Raw genomic sequence first — 16751 nt, forward strand, 5'->3', positions numbered from 1 at the left:
TAATTTTTAGAATTGGCTAGTATTGTAATAAAAAATTATGTTATATTTGGCTTAATATTAATTCCAATTTAACATTCGCCTATAGGATAAAAATACTTTTTAGACACAATTTCTCAAAAATTCCAAACCAAAAACTAAAAGGTATTGTTATGGCTAATGTTGTACTTCCAGACGCTGTCTTAGTGAAAAATTATGTAGGAGGTGATGAAACCGCTTTGGCTACATTAATTGAAAGACATCAGTCCAAAATTTATGGCTTTATTTATTCTAAAGTAATGGACAGGGAAATAACAGAAGATATTTTCCAGGATACTTTTATTAAAGTCATCAAAACACTGAAATCCAAAAATTACAATGAAGAAGGTAAATTCCTGCCTTGGGTAATGCGTATTTCCCATAATCTGATCGTGGATTATTTTAGAAAATCGAAAAAAATGCCATACCACAGGGAAACGGAAGAGTTTTCTATTTTTTCAATCATGACGGATAACAGCCCGAATGTTGAAAACAGAATCATCAGCGAACAGGTGGAAGTCGATTTACAACGCCTGATCGAAGAGCTACCGGAAGATCAGAAAGAGGTGCTGGTAATGCGTATGTATCAGGATCTTAGTTTTAAGGAAATCGCCGATCTTACCGGGGTGAGTATTAATACCGCTTTGGGACGTATGCGCTACGCGTTAATGAACCTTAGAAAAGTAATTGAAAAAAATCAAATAGTTTTGACAAACTAAACAATATTAGAGCTTGTTTTGCGTTATTATGTATATCCTAAATCGCAAATATGGCAAAACTTTACTCTAAGAAAAAAATAGCAAGTCAAACAATGTTACCTAAAAAAGAAACTATAAGTTTTTTACTCAGCTATTCAAAAGCGCTGACTATTGTCAAAGTAGGTGATTTGACGTTTGAGTCTATTGCTAATTAAGGAACATCCCGATATAGTAAATATCGGGATGTTTTTTTATGGTTTCGATTTAACTTTAGACTTGTAATACTCGTCAATAACCGATTTCCGCCCTATGGTTTGTGTGATAATGTCTTTTTCGAGATTCCATCCTCTGGCCGGCGAATACTCCCTGCCATACCAAATGATTTGCAAATGAAGATCGTTCCATAATTCCCGTGGAAAGATACGTTTGGCATCTTTTTCGGTTTGCTGTACGTTTTTTCCATTTGATAGGTTCCAACGATACAACAATCGGTGAATATGGGTATCTACCGGAAAAGCAGGAACGCCAAATGCTTGCGACATCACGACACTTGCTGTTTTATGGCCTACAGCCGGTAACGCTTCCAGAGCGTCAAAATCCTGAGGTACTTCACCATTGTGTTTTTCAATCAGAATCTGCGACAAGCCGTAAATTCCTTTCGATTTCATCGGAGAAAGTCCGCAGGGACGTATGATTTCTTTGATTTCTTCGACACTCATTTTTACCATATCATACGGATTGTCGGCCCTGGCAAATAGCAAAGGTGTAATCTGGTTGACGCGCACATCGGTACATTGTGCTGATAATAGCACGGCAATCAACAGCGTATAAGGATCTTTATGGTCTAAAGGAATCGGAATTTCCGGGTAGATTTCGTTTAACGTTCTTATAACAAATTCGACTTTGTCTTCTTTGGTCATTTTTTCTACTTTTATAAAAACAAATATACGGTTATGACGACATTAATAAAAGGAGATAAGGCTCCGAATTTTTCAGGAGTGGATCAGGATGGGAAAACGCATACACTGGCCGATTACAAAGGAAAAAAACTGGTGGTGTTTTTTTATCCGAAAGCCAATACGCCGGGATGTACCGCCGAGGCTTGCGATTTAAGAGATAATTTTGAACGCTTTAAAGCGAATAATTACGAATTGCTAGGTGTGAGTGCCGATAGTGCCAAAGCGCAGGGAAAGTTTAAAGATAAATATGAATTCCCGTTTCCGTTACTGGCCGATGAGGATAAATCGGTTATTCAGGCTTTTGGTGTTTGGGGACCGAAAAAGTTTATGGGAAGAGAATACGACGGCATCCATCGTACTACATTTGTGATTAATGAAGAAGGTGTAATCGAAGAGGTGATTACTCAGGTAAAAACCAAAGCACATGCCGATCAGATTTTAAAATAAGGATGAAAAATAAAACCTGTCAGATTATCTGACAGGTTTTATTTTTTTAAATAGGTATATTTTGATGTTTCTGTTTTTATTGATCGCCACAACTAAAGAGATGGTCTTGTTTGATCAATTCCGAAATTCCTTCCGGTAACATATCTTCCCAACCTTCTTGTCCGTCGTGAATCATTTTTAGAACCTCACGGGAAAAGATTTTAAGGTGGTCTTTGTCGAAATCGGTAATGTCAACCACTTTGCCGTTGTAAGCAAAAAACTTATATAATTCTTTCATACGCGGGTGTACTTTCAGGTTTTGTGACGTGATCACATTTCCATCTTCATCTTCCATCGGATAAAGGAAAACTTTTAAATCGCGATAGAATAGTTTACCGAAAGCTTCCAGAATTCCACCACTAAGATGACGGTAGTATTTTTCGTCGAAAATATCAATCAGGTTACTAACGCCCATTGCCAATCCCATTCTTGCTTTGGAGTATTCGGAGAAATATTCGACCACTTTATAATACTCCTGAAAGTTCGAAATCATAACCGTTTGTCCTAACGAACAAAGTAATTCGGCACGATCCATAAAGTCACGCTCATCGATTTCACCTTCCGAACGCAGGTTGGATAATGTAATTTCGAAAATAACCATCGTATTATCCTTGTCTACTTTTTTCTCCTGAAGGAACATCTCGTACGATTTCTGGTACATGTCCATATTAACCTTGGTTACCGGGCGGAAACTTCCGCGTAGCGCCAGAATGTTTTTACGGTATAGTATTGTTGCCGGAAGTACGTTATTACCATCCGGACCAAACATTACTGCATCGGTCATTCCGTTCTTAACAAGCTGTAAACTCATTAATCGGTTGTCGACATCTTTAAAACGCGGACCGGAAAAATTGATCGTGTCAATTTCCAACTGATCTTTGTCCAGGTGATCGTATAGGTAACGCAGTAATTTTTTTGGATCGTTGTATTTGTAAAAAGCCCCGTAAATAAGGTTAACACCTAAAATTCCTAGCGTTTCCTGTTGTAATCTTGAATCACTTTCCTTAAAACGGATGTGAAGGATAATCTCGTTGTAGTCCTCCTCCGGATCCAGTTGGTATTTGATACCTACCCATCCGTGGCCTTTATATTGTTTGGCAAAGTCGATAGTGGCTACGGTATTCGCATAACTAAAGAACATTTTGCTTGGGTGTTTGTCTCTTTTTAAACGCTCTTCCACCAGTTGAATTTCGTGAGAAAGCATCTTTTTTAAGCGGCTTTCAGTAACATAACGTCCATCATCTTCCACGCCATAAATTGCATCACTAAAATCTTTGTCGTAGGCCGACATTGCTTTTGCGATAGTACCGGAAGAACCTCCGGCTCTGAAAAAATGCCTTACCGTTTCCTGTCCGGCACCGATTTCGGCAAATGTCCCGTAAATGTTTTTGTTAAGGTTAATACGGAGTGCCTTCTCTTTAAGGGCCGGAATGTGTTCAATTTCCCGGTCGCCTTTAAGTGTAATTTCGTTATCTGTGTTTTTCATAAATGCCATAATACTGCAAAGTTAACAAAATAGGGGGTCTAATAAAAGCTAAATAATCCTATTTTTAATGTTAAAAAAGGGTTGCGTAGACCTTATAAACAGTATTGCAGTACTTTTTGCGATGTTACCATGTGTATTTATAACAATGCCGGTCAGATAAGACCGGCATTGTCAAAAATTAACTATAAAGATTGATCCGTTCATTTTAGCGAAAAATTGAAAAAGAATACTTTGTTCGCTGTTGGTAAGAGACAAAAGTTTCTTCTAAATGTCTCAAATGTTCCGATCATTTCTGTTTTTATCATTGTGTATTCCAGAAAGTAAAAGTTGCATCAAGGTTGTTTTCTGTCGAATTGACAAACATCGATTTGATTTTGTCTCTCCAGGCATTCCAGGTTTTCTGATTCTGTAGTGCATCTTCCATCTGGCGAATGGTATAACCCGATACCTGATCCTGATACGAACGGGTTAATGGCGTAAATGGATTCGAATCGGTATAATAGGACGTGGAAATTCGTGTTTTAAATCCGTCTAAAGCATCGTGAACCATTCCGGTATAACGCAAACGGTTATATCCCGTTTCGTAATTTGTATAAACCATACGGGTTAGGCTTCTTTCTACACCGCGAGCCCATGATTCTTTTACAATTTTTTCGGTGTTTGTAAAGTTGGAGCCGCTACTCATGCTCCAGTGCGATGCATGCGTCAGTTCGTGTATGGTGGTTCCGTAGGTGTCAAAACGATTATTTTGCGGATTGTATATGTGGATATGACTGCCTAGTCCTAAAAAGCGTCGGGCTGGATTGGCATTACCGTCGAAATCGGTATTGACTTCATTTATCGCTTTGATTTTTAACTGGGTTTTCCAGAAACCGTTTTGTGGAGGTCTTCGTAGTCCCAGGATGTTTTTGTAGTAATAGTGGTGCGCGGCACGGAAAATAGTCGAGTAGAAGCTGTGAATGCTTGTAGTACCATGATGCACATCCCAGTTACCTGTTTTTTTAGGACCGTCTAGTTTAGCCGTTGAAAAAAGCCACCCTTTACGGATTTCAAAATCGTATCGCTCATATTTATAACTGTAGTTGGCCGGATTTCGGAAGGTTCCGTCACAACTATAATATCCGGCGGAGTTAACAAAGCCAACGTGAGTGGTAAACCATCTGCGTGCTTCTACTTTTAAACCTTCTACACCAATAGTGCCCAACAGATCGTCCTGCATCGTGATGCGGCCGGCTGGTCTCCATTTACTGCGGGAAGCCAATCCTCTTTCTTCCGGTTCCAGATTACCGGTGAGTAATAACGAATGCTCAACAAGCTCTTCGGCTGAAATACCGTTTATTTGTACCGGTGACGGAACTTCTCCTTTTCCGTCTACAATTTTATCTTCATCCGGAATAAACAATTCGGCTAATATCTCATGTTGCACATCCGGCATTGGACGATTTACAGGAATAGCAGCATATTGAAAACCTGGTTGATCATCTGGAATACCTTCGTCCCGATAGCTACTGGTGTCGTAACCTTCCGGAAAGGCTACATCCAGTGGATAATTATACACAACAAGCGTGGAGTCTTGTTTTAATAAATCCATGGTGTCTTCGTTTTCGGGTTTAAATTTTACATAAAAATGGGTTGTAGTTATACCCGAAATTTCTTTGGCTCTTTCAATGTCGCCTCCGGTTCGAAGATCGGCGTAGGCTTGGAGCATGTTGGCTACCGAATAGGGATTTTGTAATTGTACCGCTTCATCGGGTAAGCGTTGCCCTATGGCATTTGTTGTTGCGGACGAATCTTCGGTCCAGTCTTTGTTGTCGCAACTGCCCAATACAAGTAGACCAGTTGCTAAAATTCCCAGAAAAATTTTTTTCATTTTTTGTTTTTAAGGTTAATAGTAAGGTGTTAATCGTTATGTTTGATGTAGTTTATTACCACTCGAAACCAATTCCGAAACCGATATATCCGGCCAGTCGGGTGATGGTTTCACGGCTAAAACTGTTGTTACTGTTACTGGTAGCGATTATTTCCGGATTGCTGATGTTGAAAATATTATTGCCTTCGATCCAGTATTTAAAACGGGTTTTTGGTTTTTTACAGGTTAGTTTAAAATCAGTTTTAAAAAACTGACGCTCACTATCGGTAGTCGAAAAATGCTCCAGACTATTGTCCAATCGGTAAATTAGACTTTCATTAATTTGTCCGTTAAAATTTAAAAATGGCGTCCATTTACGGGTGTAAATTTTGCTGTCAAAGAGTTGGTAATGCGTTTCATAATTCGAATACTGACTGCCTACTTCGTAATTGAACCAGCTGTCTTTAAAAGAACTGATCAATGAAAAACGTACCGAAAAATTATTAGTTCGGTAATCATTTTGCTGATCGCCTATGAAGTTATAGCTCTCAGTAAGCCAATAGGAAAATGTCGCTTTTGCTTTGGATTTGAGCGGTTTTATACGTTGCTCCACACTCATCAGATTGTTCCAGGAATAACCGCTGGCATCGTTACGATAGGCGATATAGTTGTAATTGCCGGCGTTGATACTGTTGCTGGTGTTTTCGTTTTTGTTGCGGGAATAGGACGAATTGGCCAAAAATAAAAAGCCATTGTAAAGGTCAAACTTGAAATAGTTGAGCGACAGTATATTTTGTTCAAATGGTTTCTCGAATACAATAGTACTAGGGTTGTAATAATTCCGATAATCGTCGGCATATAGAAAATTGTTTTGTAGGTCGCTGGCATAAAAACTAATGTTTCGGTTGTAGCTTAAACTCAGATAATGCAAATCGGTAAAAGCGAGTTTTACTTGTGCAAATGGTAGCAGATAGGCTTTAGTGGTGCCAGATGGCTGTAAAAAATAATTGCGGAATTCCAGTTTGGCATTGTATTGTAACAGGGAAACCGCCTTTTTAACCGATACGTCTGCAAAGGCATAATTACTATTTCGATTAATTTGCGGCTGACCAGTGACTAATGCCGATTGCAGGAGTTCTAAAGACGAACGGTTCCAGATAAAACCGGCATTACCACGTACAATATGATCACTTATTTTTTGCGTGTATTTGCTAAAAATACCGATTTCATTACTCTTAAAAACATATTGCTGATCAAGCCGCTGATAGGGCGGAAGTAAGGTTTGCTGGTCGGAGAGAAAATCATAACGATTGTCCTGTTTTTTAAATTCCTGATAAGCATTTATCGAAAGTAATTTATTACGGGCGAGCTTGGTAACATAGCTCAATTGTTGCCCGAAATTAAGTTTGATCGCTTTGTTGTCTTCTTCAAAATTCTGTGGTTGACCGTTTAGAATACTTTCGGTGTCCCGTTGGCCTTTGTCGTGTCCGGAATCCAGAATAGCGGAATAATTGATCAGGTTATCTTTGTTTGGTTTGTACTCCAGATTTACTTTTGTCTGGTTAAATAAAAAGGTCATCTTACCGGCTATAGCATCCTCGGATTGTAGTGGATTGGTTGTATTGAAAAATGTTTTTTCAACCCAACGTTGTTCGGTAAAACGGGATTGATTTAAAATGCTAAAAGCGTTAATACTCAATTTATCTGTTGGCATGGCGCTTATGTTAAGTGCCGCGGTATGAGAACGACTGGTTTTGTTATTTTCGTTGGCAACCAGAAATTTTGGGATTTTCCCGGATCCGAAATCCGGATTGCCCATGTCGTTGTTTCGGATGTCTGATTTGATGTTGCCGTCCATATCCATATAATCCCGAAGACTAATCGCCTGTTCGCCCAGGTTATTACTGTCAAGAATAGCACTGGCATTAAATTTTGGCATAAAACGAAACAGGTTGCTGTGCATTTTATACCGATCGTCATAAGCCGATAATCCGGCAATATCTCCGGTAATTTTGCCAAGGTATTCTTCTTTGATATGGATGTTCAACGCTTTTTTGTTATTGGTTCCTTCGATGTCTTTTATGGCGCCAAAGGTTTCATAATTGTTGATCAAATCAATATCGTCAATCATTTTAGCATTTAGGTTTTCGGTGGCCATTTTATGGTTTTTACCAAAAAAAGGTTTTCCATTGATCAGTAATTCTTCGATGACTTTTCCCTGGGATTTTATTTTGCCGTTATCGTCAATTTCAAGGCCGGGAAGTTTTTCGATAATGTTTTTAAGCTTTTCTTCGTTTCCGGTTGTAAAGGCGTTGATATTATAGCGAATCGTATCGCCTTTTTGCTGTGCTGTTGCACGTGAACCCTGTACGATTACTTCGTTGAGTTGTTTGGATTTAGGACGTAGTTTAATTGGAAGCTGGATTTCAGTTCCGGAATTGGAAACGCTGAGTTGATGATATTCCGGATCATATGCAATATGATTGATTTCCAGTATATAATTTCCAGGGGGGGGGAGCGCTAAGGTAAATTTCCCGCTATCATCGGATAATACATAGCTTACAGTAGCATTCGTCTGACTGTCGATGAGTTGCAGGGTTGCCCCGGAAATGCCCTTTTCTGACTGGTAGTCGGTTAGGATACCGGTAATGTTCTGGGCATTTAGGAGCGTGGGGATAACTAGAATAAGCAGTACAAAAAAAGTTCGGATCATTTAGTTCTGGTTTAACACATTCCCCATTCCTCTTTTTAGTTGATCAACTTTTTCGTTTCGGTCTTTTATATAGTTTTCTTTGGATATTTTCTGTCCCTTAGAAGGTTTTTCAAAGTCAAATTGCGCTATCGATGCGACTTTTATAGCATGATACGTTTTGGTATCCGTTGTCAGGTCGATAATTAGTCCTGGTAATCCCCAGTAGTCTTTTGGACCGTCATTTATCGGAAGGGAAGGCGCATACCAGGCAGTAACGTTTTCACCGTTTACAACCGCTGTGGCTTTTTTACAATTGAATTCGCCAATTTTTTTTGTTTCATTGATCAATTTCCAGTTGATTTTCTCCAGTTTGTCCGAGACAAGGAAAGCTTTGCCTAACAGATCGGCTTCCTGAAGGTATTCGTTTGTTTTTTGATTTTTGTATATACCACCATTTTTTTTACCGATGTTGACGGTTTTGAATTTGGAGTTGCTTTCATTTAATCCACTGTCTTTTTCGGAAGTGTCATTCGCATTTTGTTCGTTATACAATGAGATACCATCTTTGTAGTATAATGTAAATGTTTTAACCTGTGAGAGGTATTTGGATACACGTTCGCGTGTTGCCGGATCGGTTACATTTTTTAACTGGTTCTCAATATTTGCCTGTTCTTCGTAGGTTATTTTGGAGGTTTGTGCCGTGATAGTCTGATTCATGCCGATACTGGTTAGTAGGATAAAAATGTAACGTTTCATAGGAATATTATTTATTGAGGCTTTATTTGTAACTTTTGGTGTGACTTAATCAAAAATATGATATTTTGACTAAAAAACAAAATGTCTGTTATTTATGTAACAGACATTTTGCGAATATTTCTAGTTGATTACTAAAAATACGTGATAAGTTCCAACATAGACACCATCCACGTATACATCGTAAACGCCTAAATAGATAGCTTCTCCAACTTCATCGGCAGTTTGGCCTAATACCATGTTACTGGTTAATTCAATTGAAGGATTCGCGTTTGGTGCTACTTTTTTAGAAGTTGCTGCTGAAGCAAATACACAAGGCAGAATCATTGCTGCCATCAAAATAAATTTTTTCATAATTAAAATTTTTTGATAATTAGTTGAAAACAAATCTATTGAAAAAATATATTGCTTCTATTGGAAATGATAAATTCGGCCTTATTTTTATTAAATTATCATTAGTAAAAGATTAATTAATGGTGCAAAATGTGAATATTTTAAAAAATCAATCTATTTTTTTAGATATTTTGAACAGGTAAATTGGTTATATTTTTGTTTTAATAGGTTTTGTATTGTTAAAAAACATATGTTTCGTTTTAAAATCAGTATTGTTTGATAATTTGTAACAAAATGATAAATAATTTAATTTAAAAATACTTTTGTGAAATCAGGTTGAATAAAATACAGATAGTAGTAAAAAAAAATATATAGACATAAAAAAAACCGCTTAGAAAAGCGGTTGCTGTATAAAGGTATTTTAAGAACTATTTTTTTGTTTTTTCAGCAGCTTCATAGCCAAAAGCTACAATTTGTGCTAACGCATCTAAAATGGCTTGTTTTCCGTCGGGTTGGTTAACATCAATACCGCAAATCGTAACGCCATTGGTCTTGGCATGTAGGGAAAGATAGTAGATTCCGCCAATCATTACGGCTGTTATAGCTCTCATATTAACACCGGTGCCTTCAAAATAGGGATCCGAATATTTGAATAGTTCTTCGCCTACTTTTTCTCGTAATTCGGCAATTTCAATTAAAAGCGGGTTAACTTCACTAAGTTCCCAAAGGATCATTTTTTGCATCTCGACGTCTTCAAGAAAGGCATTAAAATGACCTTGCAGAAAATGTTGACCATCCGTTACGCTGACGTGATTCTGCGTAATGATGTCTGGAACTATTTCATCGTCATACGAATTCGCCCAGTAATCCCGTTTCCTGATATAGGTTTCAATAAGATTGTTTACATCACCAAAATACGCGTAAATCAGTTTACGGTCTAAACCTGCAGCTGCTGCTATTTTTGCAATAGTGAGACCTGTATAACCTTCCGATCTCAGGACAATTCCCACTGCATCAACAAGTTTTTGCATCGTTCGGGCTTTTTCCTTTATCGGACCTTGCGATACTTTTCTTTTTTTGGGTTGACTTTCTTCCGGTTGCTCCTTATCTTTCATGATCGTCATTGATTTGCAGTGCAATATCCGACTTTTTAACTAAAAAGTCAAGTGGTTTTGAGGTTTATCTGTTGTTAGTGGCTTAGTAAGTCGTTTTGTCAGACCCTATTACAGGAATGTAAAATAAAATGTGAACTATTGTACGTGTTGTTTTAAAATGATTTTGATAAGCTGTCATCTCCCGTTATTATTAGGATTGGCTCTAAATTTCTGAAACTATTGTTTTTTAACACAGGGAGTATTCACTATTTTAAAAGAGAGATTCTTATTTTTGTAAAAAAGAAGACTACTTTGAAAGTGTATTTTTTGGGTACGGGAACCTCACAAGGGATTCCTGTAATTGGAAGTGATCATCCGGTTTGCCTGAGCCGCGATACAAAAGATAAACGATTACGGGTTTCCGCTTTACTAAGCTGGGAAAACCAGTCGTATGCTATTGATTGTGGTCCGGATTTCAGACAACAGATGCTGGCGGCCAATTGTCGTAAACTCGATGGTATTTTGTTTACACACGAACATGCGGATCATACAGCTGGACTAGACGATATCCGACCGTTTAATTTCCGACAGGGCGACATGCCAATTTATGGACATAAAAGAGTAATTGAAAGTCTGAAAAGACGTTTCGATTATATATTTGAAACCGAAAACCGCTATCCGGGTGCGCCATCCGTAACGGTAACGGAAGTGGAGAAGGATTCCGATTTCGAAATCGGTGGTAAAAAAGTGATTCCGGTAAATGCATGGCATGCAAACTTACAGGTGTTTGGCTATCGGATAGGTGATTTTGCCTATCTGACCGATGTAAAAACGATCGAACCCGAAGAAATCGAAAAATTAAGAGGATTAAAAGTCCTTGTTGTAAATGCACTCCGGATCGAACCCCATATTTCCCACTTTAATCTCGAGGAAGCACTGGCGTTTATTAAATTAATTCAGCCCGAAAGAGCTTACCTGACACACATCAGTCATCATATGGGATTCCACGAAGAAGTGCAGCAAACTCTGCCGGAAAATGTATTCCTGGCCTATGACAACCTAGAAATTGTAATTTAACCACTATGAAAAAAGCAATACTTTATCTTTTTATCCTGTCATTACTGTTTAATATTTTTCAGTATATGAACTCGAATAAAATCCTCAAAACACAAGGTCAAGAACTCGAAAATGCCAAAACACGTATCACAAAAGTTCGGGATTCCATCACGACTCTCCGGGAAGAAAAAAACGACAGTGATTATTTTTCTCTGGATTATGACGATGATGCACAGGAATATTTTTCACGCTATGATGTGTCTAAAGTCGCTGCCAAAGTGAAAGAAGATCTGGTAACGCTTAACGATGCTAAAATGGGTAACCGTTTGGTACCCTATGAGCCCATTAATGGAAATAAATTTATTATCAGTAAAATAAAAATACTAAATCACCGTTGGATTATAGCCGACTTTTACAGCGGATCGGCTAGAGGGGAAGTCCTGTTAAAATATTTTTATAACGAAGATAAGCCTACCGATTTCGAACGTATTGATGCGATTTTGTTTGCCAATACGGTACAATAATAGGATTATTTTGTAAATTTAAAATTTCAACAGCGTCTCTTTTCGATGGCACTTTTGAAGCAAAACGATAATAGAATGAAAAAAATATTGCCCTTACTTTTATGCAGTTTTCTTTTCGTATCCTGTGATTATATCATGAAAAAACACGATGACGAAAAAGAGGTTGTAGTGAGTCCTAAACCGATGGTTCTGGGAACTGACCGGGACGAACACGGATGTGTTGGTTCTGCCGGTTATCGTTGGTCGGTACTTAAAAAGGATTGTATTCGTGTGTTCGAAGAAGGTTTCCGTCTAAATCCGGTAAAAGAAACAACCGTTGACGAGGAAGAAGAAATCGAAGAACCAATTATCAGTGGTTTTGTAACTTTCGAAAAAGATGGTGATCGGGCGGAGTTGTTTTTACCGGATAGTAATAATTCGGTTATCCTGACACGGGAAAAAGAAGGTAAACCGTATTACGGAGCAGGTTGGACATTGGAAACCGAAGGCGGTTTAAAACTGATCCAAAAAGGAATCGTAAAATATAAAGGTGCCTTAACTGAAGAAAAACAAGTAACGGGAAGTGATAATCCCGAGCAATAAAAAAGTCCGGTGATTACCGGACTTTTTAGTTTATTATAAGGTTTGTTGCAACCAGTTTTTAAAATCGTAGAAGTTTTGCGGAGCGACTCCATGTCCTACCGGATATTCGTTATAAACGACATTCAATCCCAAAGCTTTTAAAAATTCAGGCGCTTTTCGAGCCCATTCTACCGGAATTACCTGGTCTACGGTTCCGTGGGAAATAAAAAAATCCAGTTTTGAAAGTGCTTTATCGGTATAACCATCAGCCAAAATAGCCGGATTGATGTACCCGCTTAAAGCGACTACGCGTTGTATTTTTTCCGGATCGGATAAAGCAACAGCATAACTTAAAATAGCACCCTGACTAAAACCAATCAAAGTAACTTTTGTCGGATCAATAGGGTAGGTTTCGATTAACTCCTCGATAAATTTACTAATAAGATCACGGGATTCGATCGCCTCATCGTCATCCGAAAATTTATTGGCATCACTATCAAAGTGGATACTATACCAGGCATTTCCGTAAGGCGGCATCGGATGCGGTGCCCGTGCAGAAATAACATAATAATTGTCCGGTAGTTCCGAAGCGAATGAAAACAGATCTTCTTCATTGCTGCCGTATCCGTGCAATAGCAATAATAACGGATTTTTATCCGACTTGATTTTGGGTTCTCTAACGAGGTGAAATAACGATAGACTCATTTTATGCTAAATTTTTAAACCAGTCCTGGAAGTATTTTCCCAGGATAGGAGTGATTTTCATTTCATTTTGGAAGGCACCCACGATTCCGTAGGCCCAAAGCACAAAAAAGAAGATAAAAAATGCAGAAGAAGCCATCCAGCTATCGGCATATCCTACAAAATAAGCCAGGACATAAAAAGCAAGGTGTGTACCAAATGCCTGACGAATGTGAAAACCGGCAAATGGATTTTTAGTTTCCAGATTCATAAAAATAGCAATAATGGTTCCGATAATGGTGATATAGCTGATGATAGCTGTTGTTTTGCCTTGTTCTACAGTATTTTGCATCTTTTATTCGTTTAGAATTAATTTTCCGTGGTTGTAAATTCCATAGGCTTTTCCTTTCATCGGTTGTCCCAGAAAAGCAGAATTTTTAGATTTGGAAAGAATATGAGCTTTAGTAAATTCCCATGTTCCTTCGGTTGTAAATAAACTCAAATTCGCTTTGTGATCGACGTTTATGGATTGTGTTTTGATTCCGAAGAATTCCTTTCCAGCGGTTAAGCGTGCTACGATAATGTCAATTGGAAGTACAGCTGCTAACGCTCCGAAAGCGCTTTCCAAACCGATAGTTCCGTTTTTGGCATTGTCGAATTCCATTTTTTTATGTTCGATGTCCAATGGATTGTGATCGGAAGTGATCATATCGATTGTACCATCGAGAACGCCCGCAATCAGGGCTTGTCTTTCTTGTTCGTCGCGTAAAGGTGGTGTTACTTTATAACGGGTGTCAAAACCGGTTAGTTTTTCGTCGGTCATAACCAAATGGTGTACCGCAACGCTACAGCTCACCTGTAAGCCTTTTGCTTTGGCTTCGCGTAGTAAAGCTACGGATTTTGCCGTAGAGATAGTAGGGATATGTAGTTTTCCGCCCGTGTATTCCAATAGGAAAAGGTTACGGGCTACGTGGATGTCTTCGGCTAGTGTCGGAATTCCTTTTAATCCGAGGCGCGTACTCACGATGCCTTCGTTGACCACTCCGTTTCCTTTTATTTTTTCATCCTGACAATAAGCGATGATCAGTCCGTTAAAATCCTGCGCATATTGCAGTCCGATTTTTAACAGGTTGGCGTTGTCCAGGCTTCTGTTGTAATCGCCAAAAGCCACAGCACCGGCATTGGTCATGTCGAATAATTCGGCCAGGTCTTTTCCTTCGCTGTTTTTGGTCAGTGCGCCAATCGGGTGTAATTGTGTGGCAGCTTCCCGGGCTTTGTGTACTACAAAATTAACTTCGGTCTGGTTGTCCACTACAGGAGCGGAATTGGGTTGTAACGCTATATCGGTAAAACCGCTTCTGGCGGCAACATTCAGTCCGTTGGCAATCGTTTCTCTTTCTTCATAGCCCGGTTCGCCAAGCGATACGGAGCTGTCAAACCAGCCTTGGGAAACATGGAGATTTTCCAGTTCGATAACGGCGGCGCCTTCTTCATTCGAAAGGTTCGATCCGATAGCACGGATAATACCATCGATAATTTTCAGGTCCGTTTTTTGGTTGTGATACGGACTGTCGGTATCGATGATCGTTGCGTTTTTAAGAATTACATTCATTTTACGAATTTTTGGATCAGTAGTTCTAGTAATAAAAATAGTAGTGTTGCGATGATAAAATATTTCCAGGCTTCACTGGCTGTTCGCGTCGAATGGATATCGTTGTAAACAGTGGCAATGGAGTCGGTTTTAGTATAGTTATCGTAAATGTTTTCGTTGTGCAGGCTCAGATCACTTTCGGTACGCGCATGATTAAAACTGATGTTTTTCAAAATCGTATTCCCTTTCGCGATAGCATAATTTCCCGATTGTTCCGGATAGTCTCCAAAGGACAGTTTGATCTTGTTGTTTAGGAGCTGTTGCATTGGAATAAAATCCGATTTTTCGTTTTGAACCGTTACTACTTCATCTTTCGATAAGATAACGTCCAATATCAGACTTTGATTGTCTCCGATTGTAAATTCGGATATTCCGGTTTTCTGATTATTTTGTGCCATGTTGTAAAAAGTAGGCACAATTAACGGGGAGTTTTGGAAGTTACTGTTTGTTTTATTGATCGGCGCTGCAAACAGGTATAGCATTCCGATTTTATTGGTTACCGAACTCAAAAACGGCGTCTGATCGTCGTAACTTAAAATACCGGCCGGATTACCGCCAATCGTAAAGGTGCTGTTGACTTTCGGATATTGGAAATTATCGGTTTTCTTTTCGAATACGGTTTGGTATAGCGGATGGTTAAAGGCTATTTTCGTGATTTGTTTCGGCGTATTTTGTAAGGAACCGATTTTGCTGATTCCGAAATTCCCGGAAAATGAAGTCAGATTTTGTACTGATGTTTCCGCTGCCGGGATTACCACAATAGTACCGCCTTTGTCGTAAAAAGCCTTTAAAGTAGTGGTTAGTGCCTGCGGAATTTCTTTGAGCTCATTTATAATAATCGCGTCTTGTTTGTCGAGTGTATTATAATCGAGTGTGCTTAAAGTAGTATTTTTATATTGGAATTCTTCCGGAGTGTAAATCCGTGATAAAAATGCATTTTTGTCGGCATCACCGATAGCAATCACATTGGATTTTTCCGGTTTTGAAATACTGAAATAATACGTGTTATCATAGGTCAGGCTATTGTCTTCCAGAGAAACATAACCGTGGAAATCTTTTTTCGGAAGATTGAATACAATATTTTTTTTCGGGGTGTCAAATGCAATTACAGTTTTGGCAACCAGATTTTTACCGTTATAAACCGCCATTGGGATTTCGGATTGTAATTCGCCATAAGCACTTAACGCCACTTTGATCTCATAAAAATCATCGGATTGCTGGTTGATCGAAACCTTATCGATACTGATGTTGTTTTTGTTTTCGGCCTTTGGGATAATACAATAGACCGGACTTTGTTCCTGAATGACCGCCGCGTTTTGATCGGCTTGTACGGCATCGGTAATGAGCACAATATCTTTCGGAACATTGGGTTTTTGGGCTTCGACTTTGTTTCGTAAAAAATCAAGTCGGAAAGGGACCGAGCTGTACGATAATGATTGTAACTCTTTTTGGATCGAACGGATATCCGTATCCCAAAACGCTTCGGTATTGGTGACTAATGAAAACCGCTGATTGTCCGGAGTGTTTTCCAAAAGATCCTGTACGGCTCGTTTTAACAATTCACCGCGATTACCTTTGGCTTGCATCGAAAAGGAATTATCCAATAGGATTACCATTTCGTTGGCTGTATTTTGGGTGTCTTTTGCGTTAAAAAAAGGTTGTGCAAAAGCCAGAATCAAAGAGGCTAACAATAGTAATCGCGTACAAAGCAATAACCATTTTTTTATTTGCGAACTCTTTCGTGTCTGGATACTGACTTCTTTCAGGAAGCGAACATTGGTGAAGTATTCTTTTTTAAAACGACGCAATTGAAATAAATGAACCAGAATTGGTATAACCAATAGAAAGAGGAAATACAGAATTTCAGGATGTTTGAATTGCATTGTATTTTAATGTTTGTCAAAAATAGTAAT

Annotated in this window: 17 protein-coding genes; 6 read left to right on the forward strand and 11 right to left on the reverse strand. The window is 38.7% G+C overall.

What is annotated here, in order from left to right:
- Positions 1 to 149 precede the first annotated feature (149 nt).
- Positions 150 to 734, forward strand: a complete 585-nt coding sequence (locus ABFU83_RS03470; RefSeq protein ID WP_347068978.1) for a sigma-70 family RNA polymerase sigma factor — start codon at positions 150 to 152, stop codon at positions 732 to 734.
- A 50-nt stretch (positions 735 to 784) separates the two neighbouring features.
- Complete coding sequence (locus ABFU83_RS03475) at positions 785 to 928, forward strand: hypothetical protein (protein ID WP_168732740.1); 144 nt, start codon at positions 785 to 787, stop codon at positions 926 to 928.
- A gap of 36 nt (positions 929 to 964) precedes the next feature.
- Here ABFU83_RS03475 and nth read toward each other — a convergent pair whose 3' ends face one another.
- Entirely contained in the window at positions 965 to 1633 is a 669-nt protein-coding gene (gene nth, locus ABFU83_RS03480) for an endonuclease III (protein WP_136402014.1), read from the reverse strand.
- A gap of 33 nt (positions 1634 to 1666) precedes the next feature.
- On the opposite strand from nth, the gene bcp reads away from it, so the two are divergent.
- Entirely contained in the window at positions 1667 to 2119 is a 453-nt protein-coding gene (gene bcp / locus ABFU83_RS03485; protein ID WP_136402013.1) for a thioredoxin-dependent thiol peroxidase, read from the forward strand.
- 76 nt (positions 2120 to 2195) lie between these two features.
- On the opposite strand, the gene ABFU83_RS03490 is transcribed toward bcp, so the two are convergent.
- From ABFU83_RS03490 to ABFU83_RS03515, 6 genes are all read right to left on the reverse strand, one after another.
- Positions 2196 to 3644, reverse strand: a complete 1449-nt coding sequence (locus tag ABFU83_RS03490) for a TonB-dependent receptor (RefSeq protein WP_347068981.1) — start codon at positions 3642 to 3644, stop codon at positions 2196 to 2198.
- Positions 3645 to 3945: 301 nt separating this feature from the next.
- Positions 3946 to 5514, reverse strand: a complete 1569-nt coding sequence (locus tag ABFU83_RS03495; RefSeq protein WP_347068983.1) for a hypothetical protein — start codon at positions 5512 to 5514, stop codon at positions 3946 to 3948.
- A gap of 55 nt (positions 5515 to 5569) precedes the next feature.
- Positions 5570 to 8206 carry a carboxypeptidase-like regulatory domain-containing protein gene (locus tag ABFU83_RS03500; protein WP_347068985.1) on the reverse strand — a complete coding sequence of 879 codons (2637 nt, stop codon included), beginning with the start codon at positions 8204 to 8206 and terminating at the stop codon, positions 5570 to 5572.
- The gene (locus ABFU83_RS03505; RefSeq protein ID WP_347068987.1) at positions 8207 to 8941 is read right to left on the reverse strand and encodes a GLPGLI family protein; all 735 of its coding nucleotides are present in this window, start codon (positions 8939 to 8941) and stop codon (positions 8207 to 8209) included.
- A gap of 120 nt (positions 8942 to 9061) precedes the next feature.
- Positions 9062 to 9292 (reverse strand): hypothetical protein, encoded by a 231-nt coding sequence (locus tag ABFU83_RS03510; protein WP_347068989.1) that lies wholly within the window; start codon positions 9290 to 9292, stop codon positions 9062 to 9064.
- A 407-nt stretch (positions 9293 to 9699) separates the two neighbouring features.
- Positions 9700 to 10386 carry a TetR/AcrR family transcriptional regulator gene (locus tag ABFU83_RS03515; RefSeq protein WP_347068991.1) on the reverse strand — a complete coding sequence of 229 codons (687 nt, stop codon included), beginning with the start codon at positions 10384 to 10386 and terminating at the stop codon, positions 9700 to 9702.
- A gap of 291 nt (positions 10387 to 10677) precedes the next feature.
- On the opposite strand from ABFU83_RS03515, the gene ABFU83_RS03520 reads away from it, so the two are divergent.
- The 3 genes from ABFU83_RS03520 to ABFU83_RS03530 all read left to right on the forward strand — a co-directional run bounded on the left by ABFU83_RS03520 (position 10678) and on the right by ABFU83_RS03530 (position 12527).
- Positions 10678 to 11442 (forward strand): MBL fold metallo-hydrolase, encoded by a 765-nt coding sequence (locus ABFU83_RS03520; RefSeq protein WP_347068993.1) that lies wholly within the window; start codon positions 10678 to 10680, stop codon positions 11440 to 11442.
- Between the two features lie 5 nt (positions 11443 to 11447).
- Positions 11448 to 11945, forward strand: coding sequence for a hydrolase (locus ABFU83_RS03525; RefSeq protein WP_347068995.1), 498 nt, complete (start codon positions 11448 to 11450; stop codon positions 11943 to 11945).
- A 75-nt stretch (positions 11946 to 12020) separates the two neighbouring features.
- Positions 12021 to 12527 carry a hypothetical protein gene (locus tag ABFU83_RS03530; protein WP_347068996.1) on the forward strand — a complete coding sequence of 169 codons (507 nt, stop codon included), beginning with the start codon at positions 12021 to 12023 and terminating at the stop codon, positions 12525 to 12527.
- A 33-nt stretch (positions 12528 to 12560) separates the two neighbouring features.
- Here the strand turns inward: ABFU83_RS03530 and ABFU83_RS03535 are convergent, their stop codons facing one another.
- From ABFU83_RS03535 to ABFU83_RS03550, 4 genes are read right to left on the reverse strand one after another with little or no spacing between them, the layout of a single operon-like run.
- A complete protein-coding gene (locus ABFU83_RS03535) occupies positions 12561 to 13211 on the reverse strand; it encodes an alpha/beta fold hydrolase (protein WP_347068998.1) in 651 nt (216 codons plus the stop codon).
- Between the two features lies 1 nt (position 13212).
- A complete protein-coding gene (locus ABFU83_RS03540; protein ID WP_136402002.1) occupies positions 13213 to 13539 on the reverse strand; it encodes a hypothetical protein in 327 nt (108 codons plus the stop codon).
- Between the two features lie 3 nt (positions 13540 to 13542).
- Positions 13543 to 14799, reverse strand: a complete 1257-nt coding sequence (locus tag ABFU83_RS03545; RefSeq protein WP_347068999.1) for a dihydroorotase — start codon at positions 14797 to 14799, stop codon at positions 13543 to 13545.
- Positions 14796 to 16721 carry a BatA and WFA domain-containing protein gene (locus ABFU83_RS03550; protein WP_347069001.1) on the reverse strand — a complete coding sequence of 642 codons (1926 nt, stop codon included), beginning with the start codon at positions 16719 to 16721 and terminating at the stop codon, positions 14796 to 14798. Before ABFU83_RS03550 ends, ABFU83_RS03545 begins: the two co-directional genes overlap by 4 nt.
- Positions 16722 to 16751 lie beyond the last annotated feature (30 nt).

Origin of the sequence: Flavobacterium sp. WV_118_3 (assembly GCF_039778605.1) — a bacterium.
GTDB lineage: Bacteria > Bacteroidota > Bacteroidia > Flavobacteriales > Flavobacteriaceae > Flavobacterium.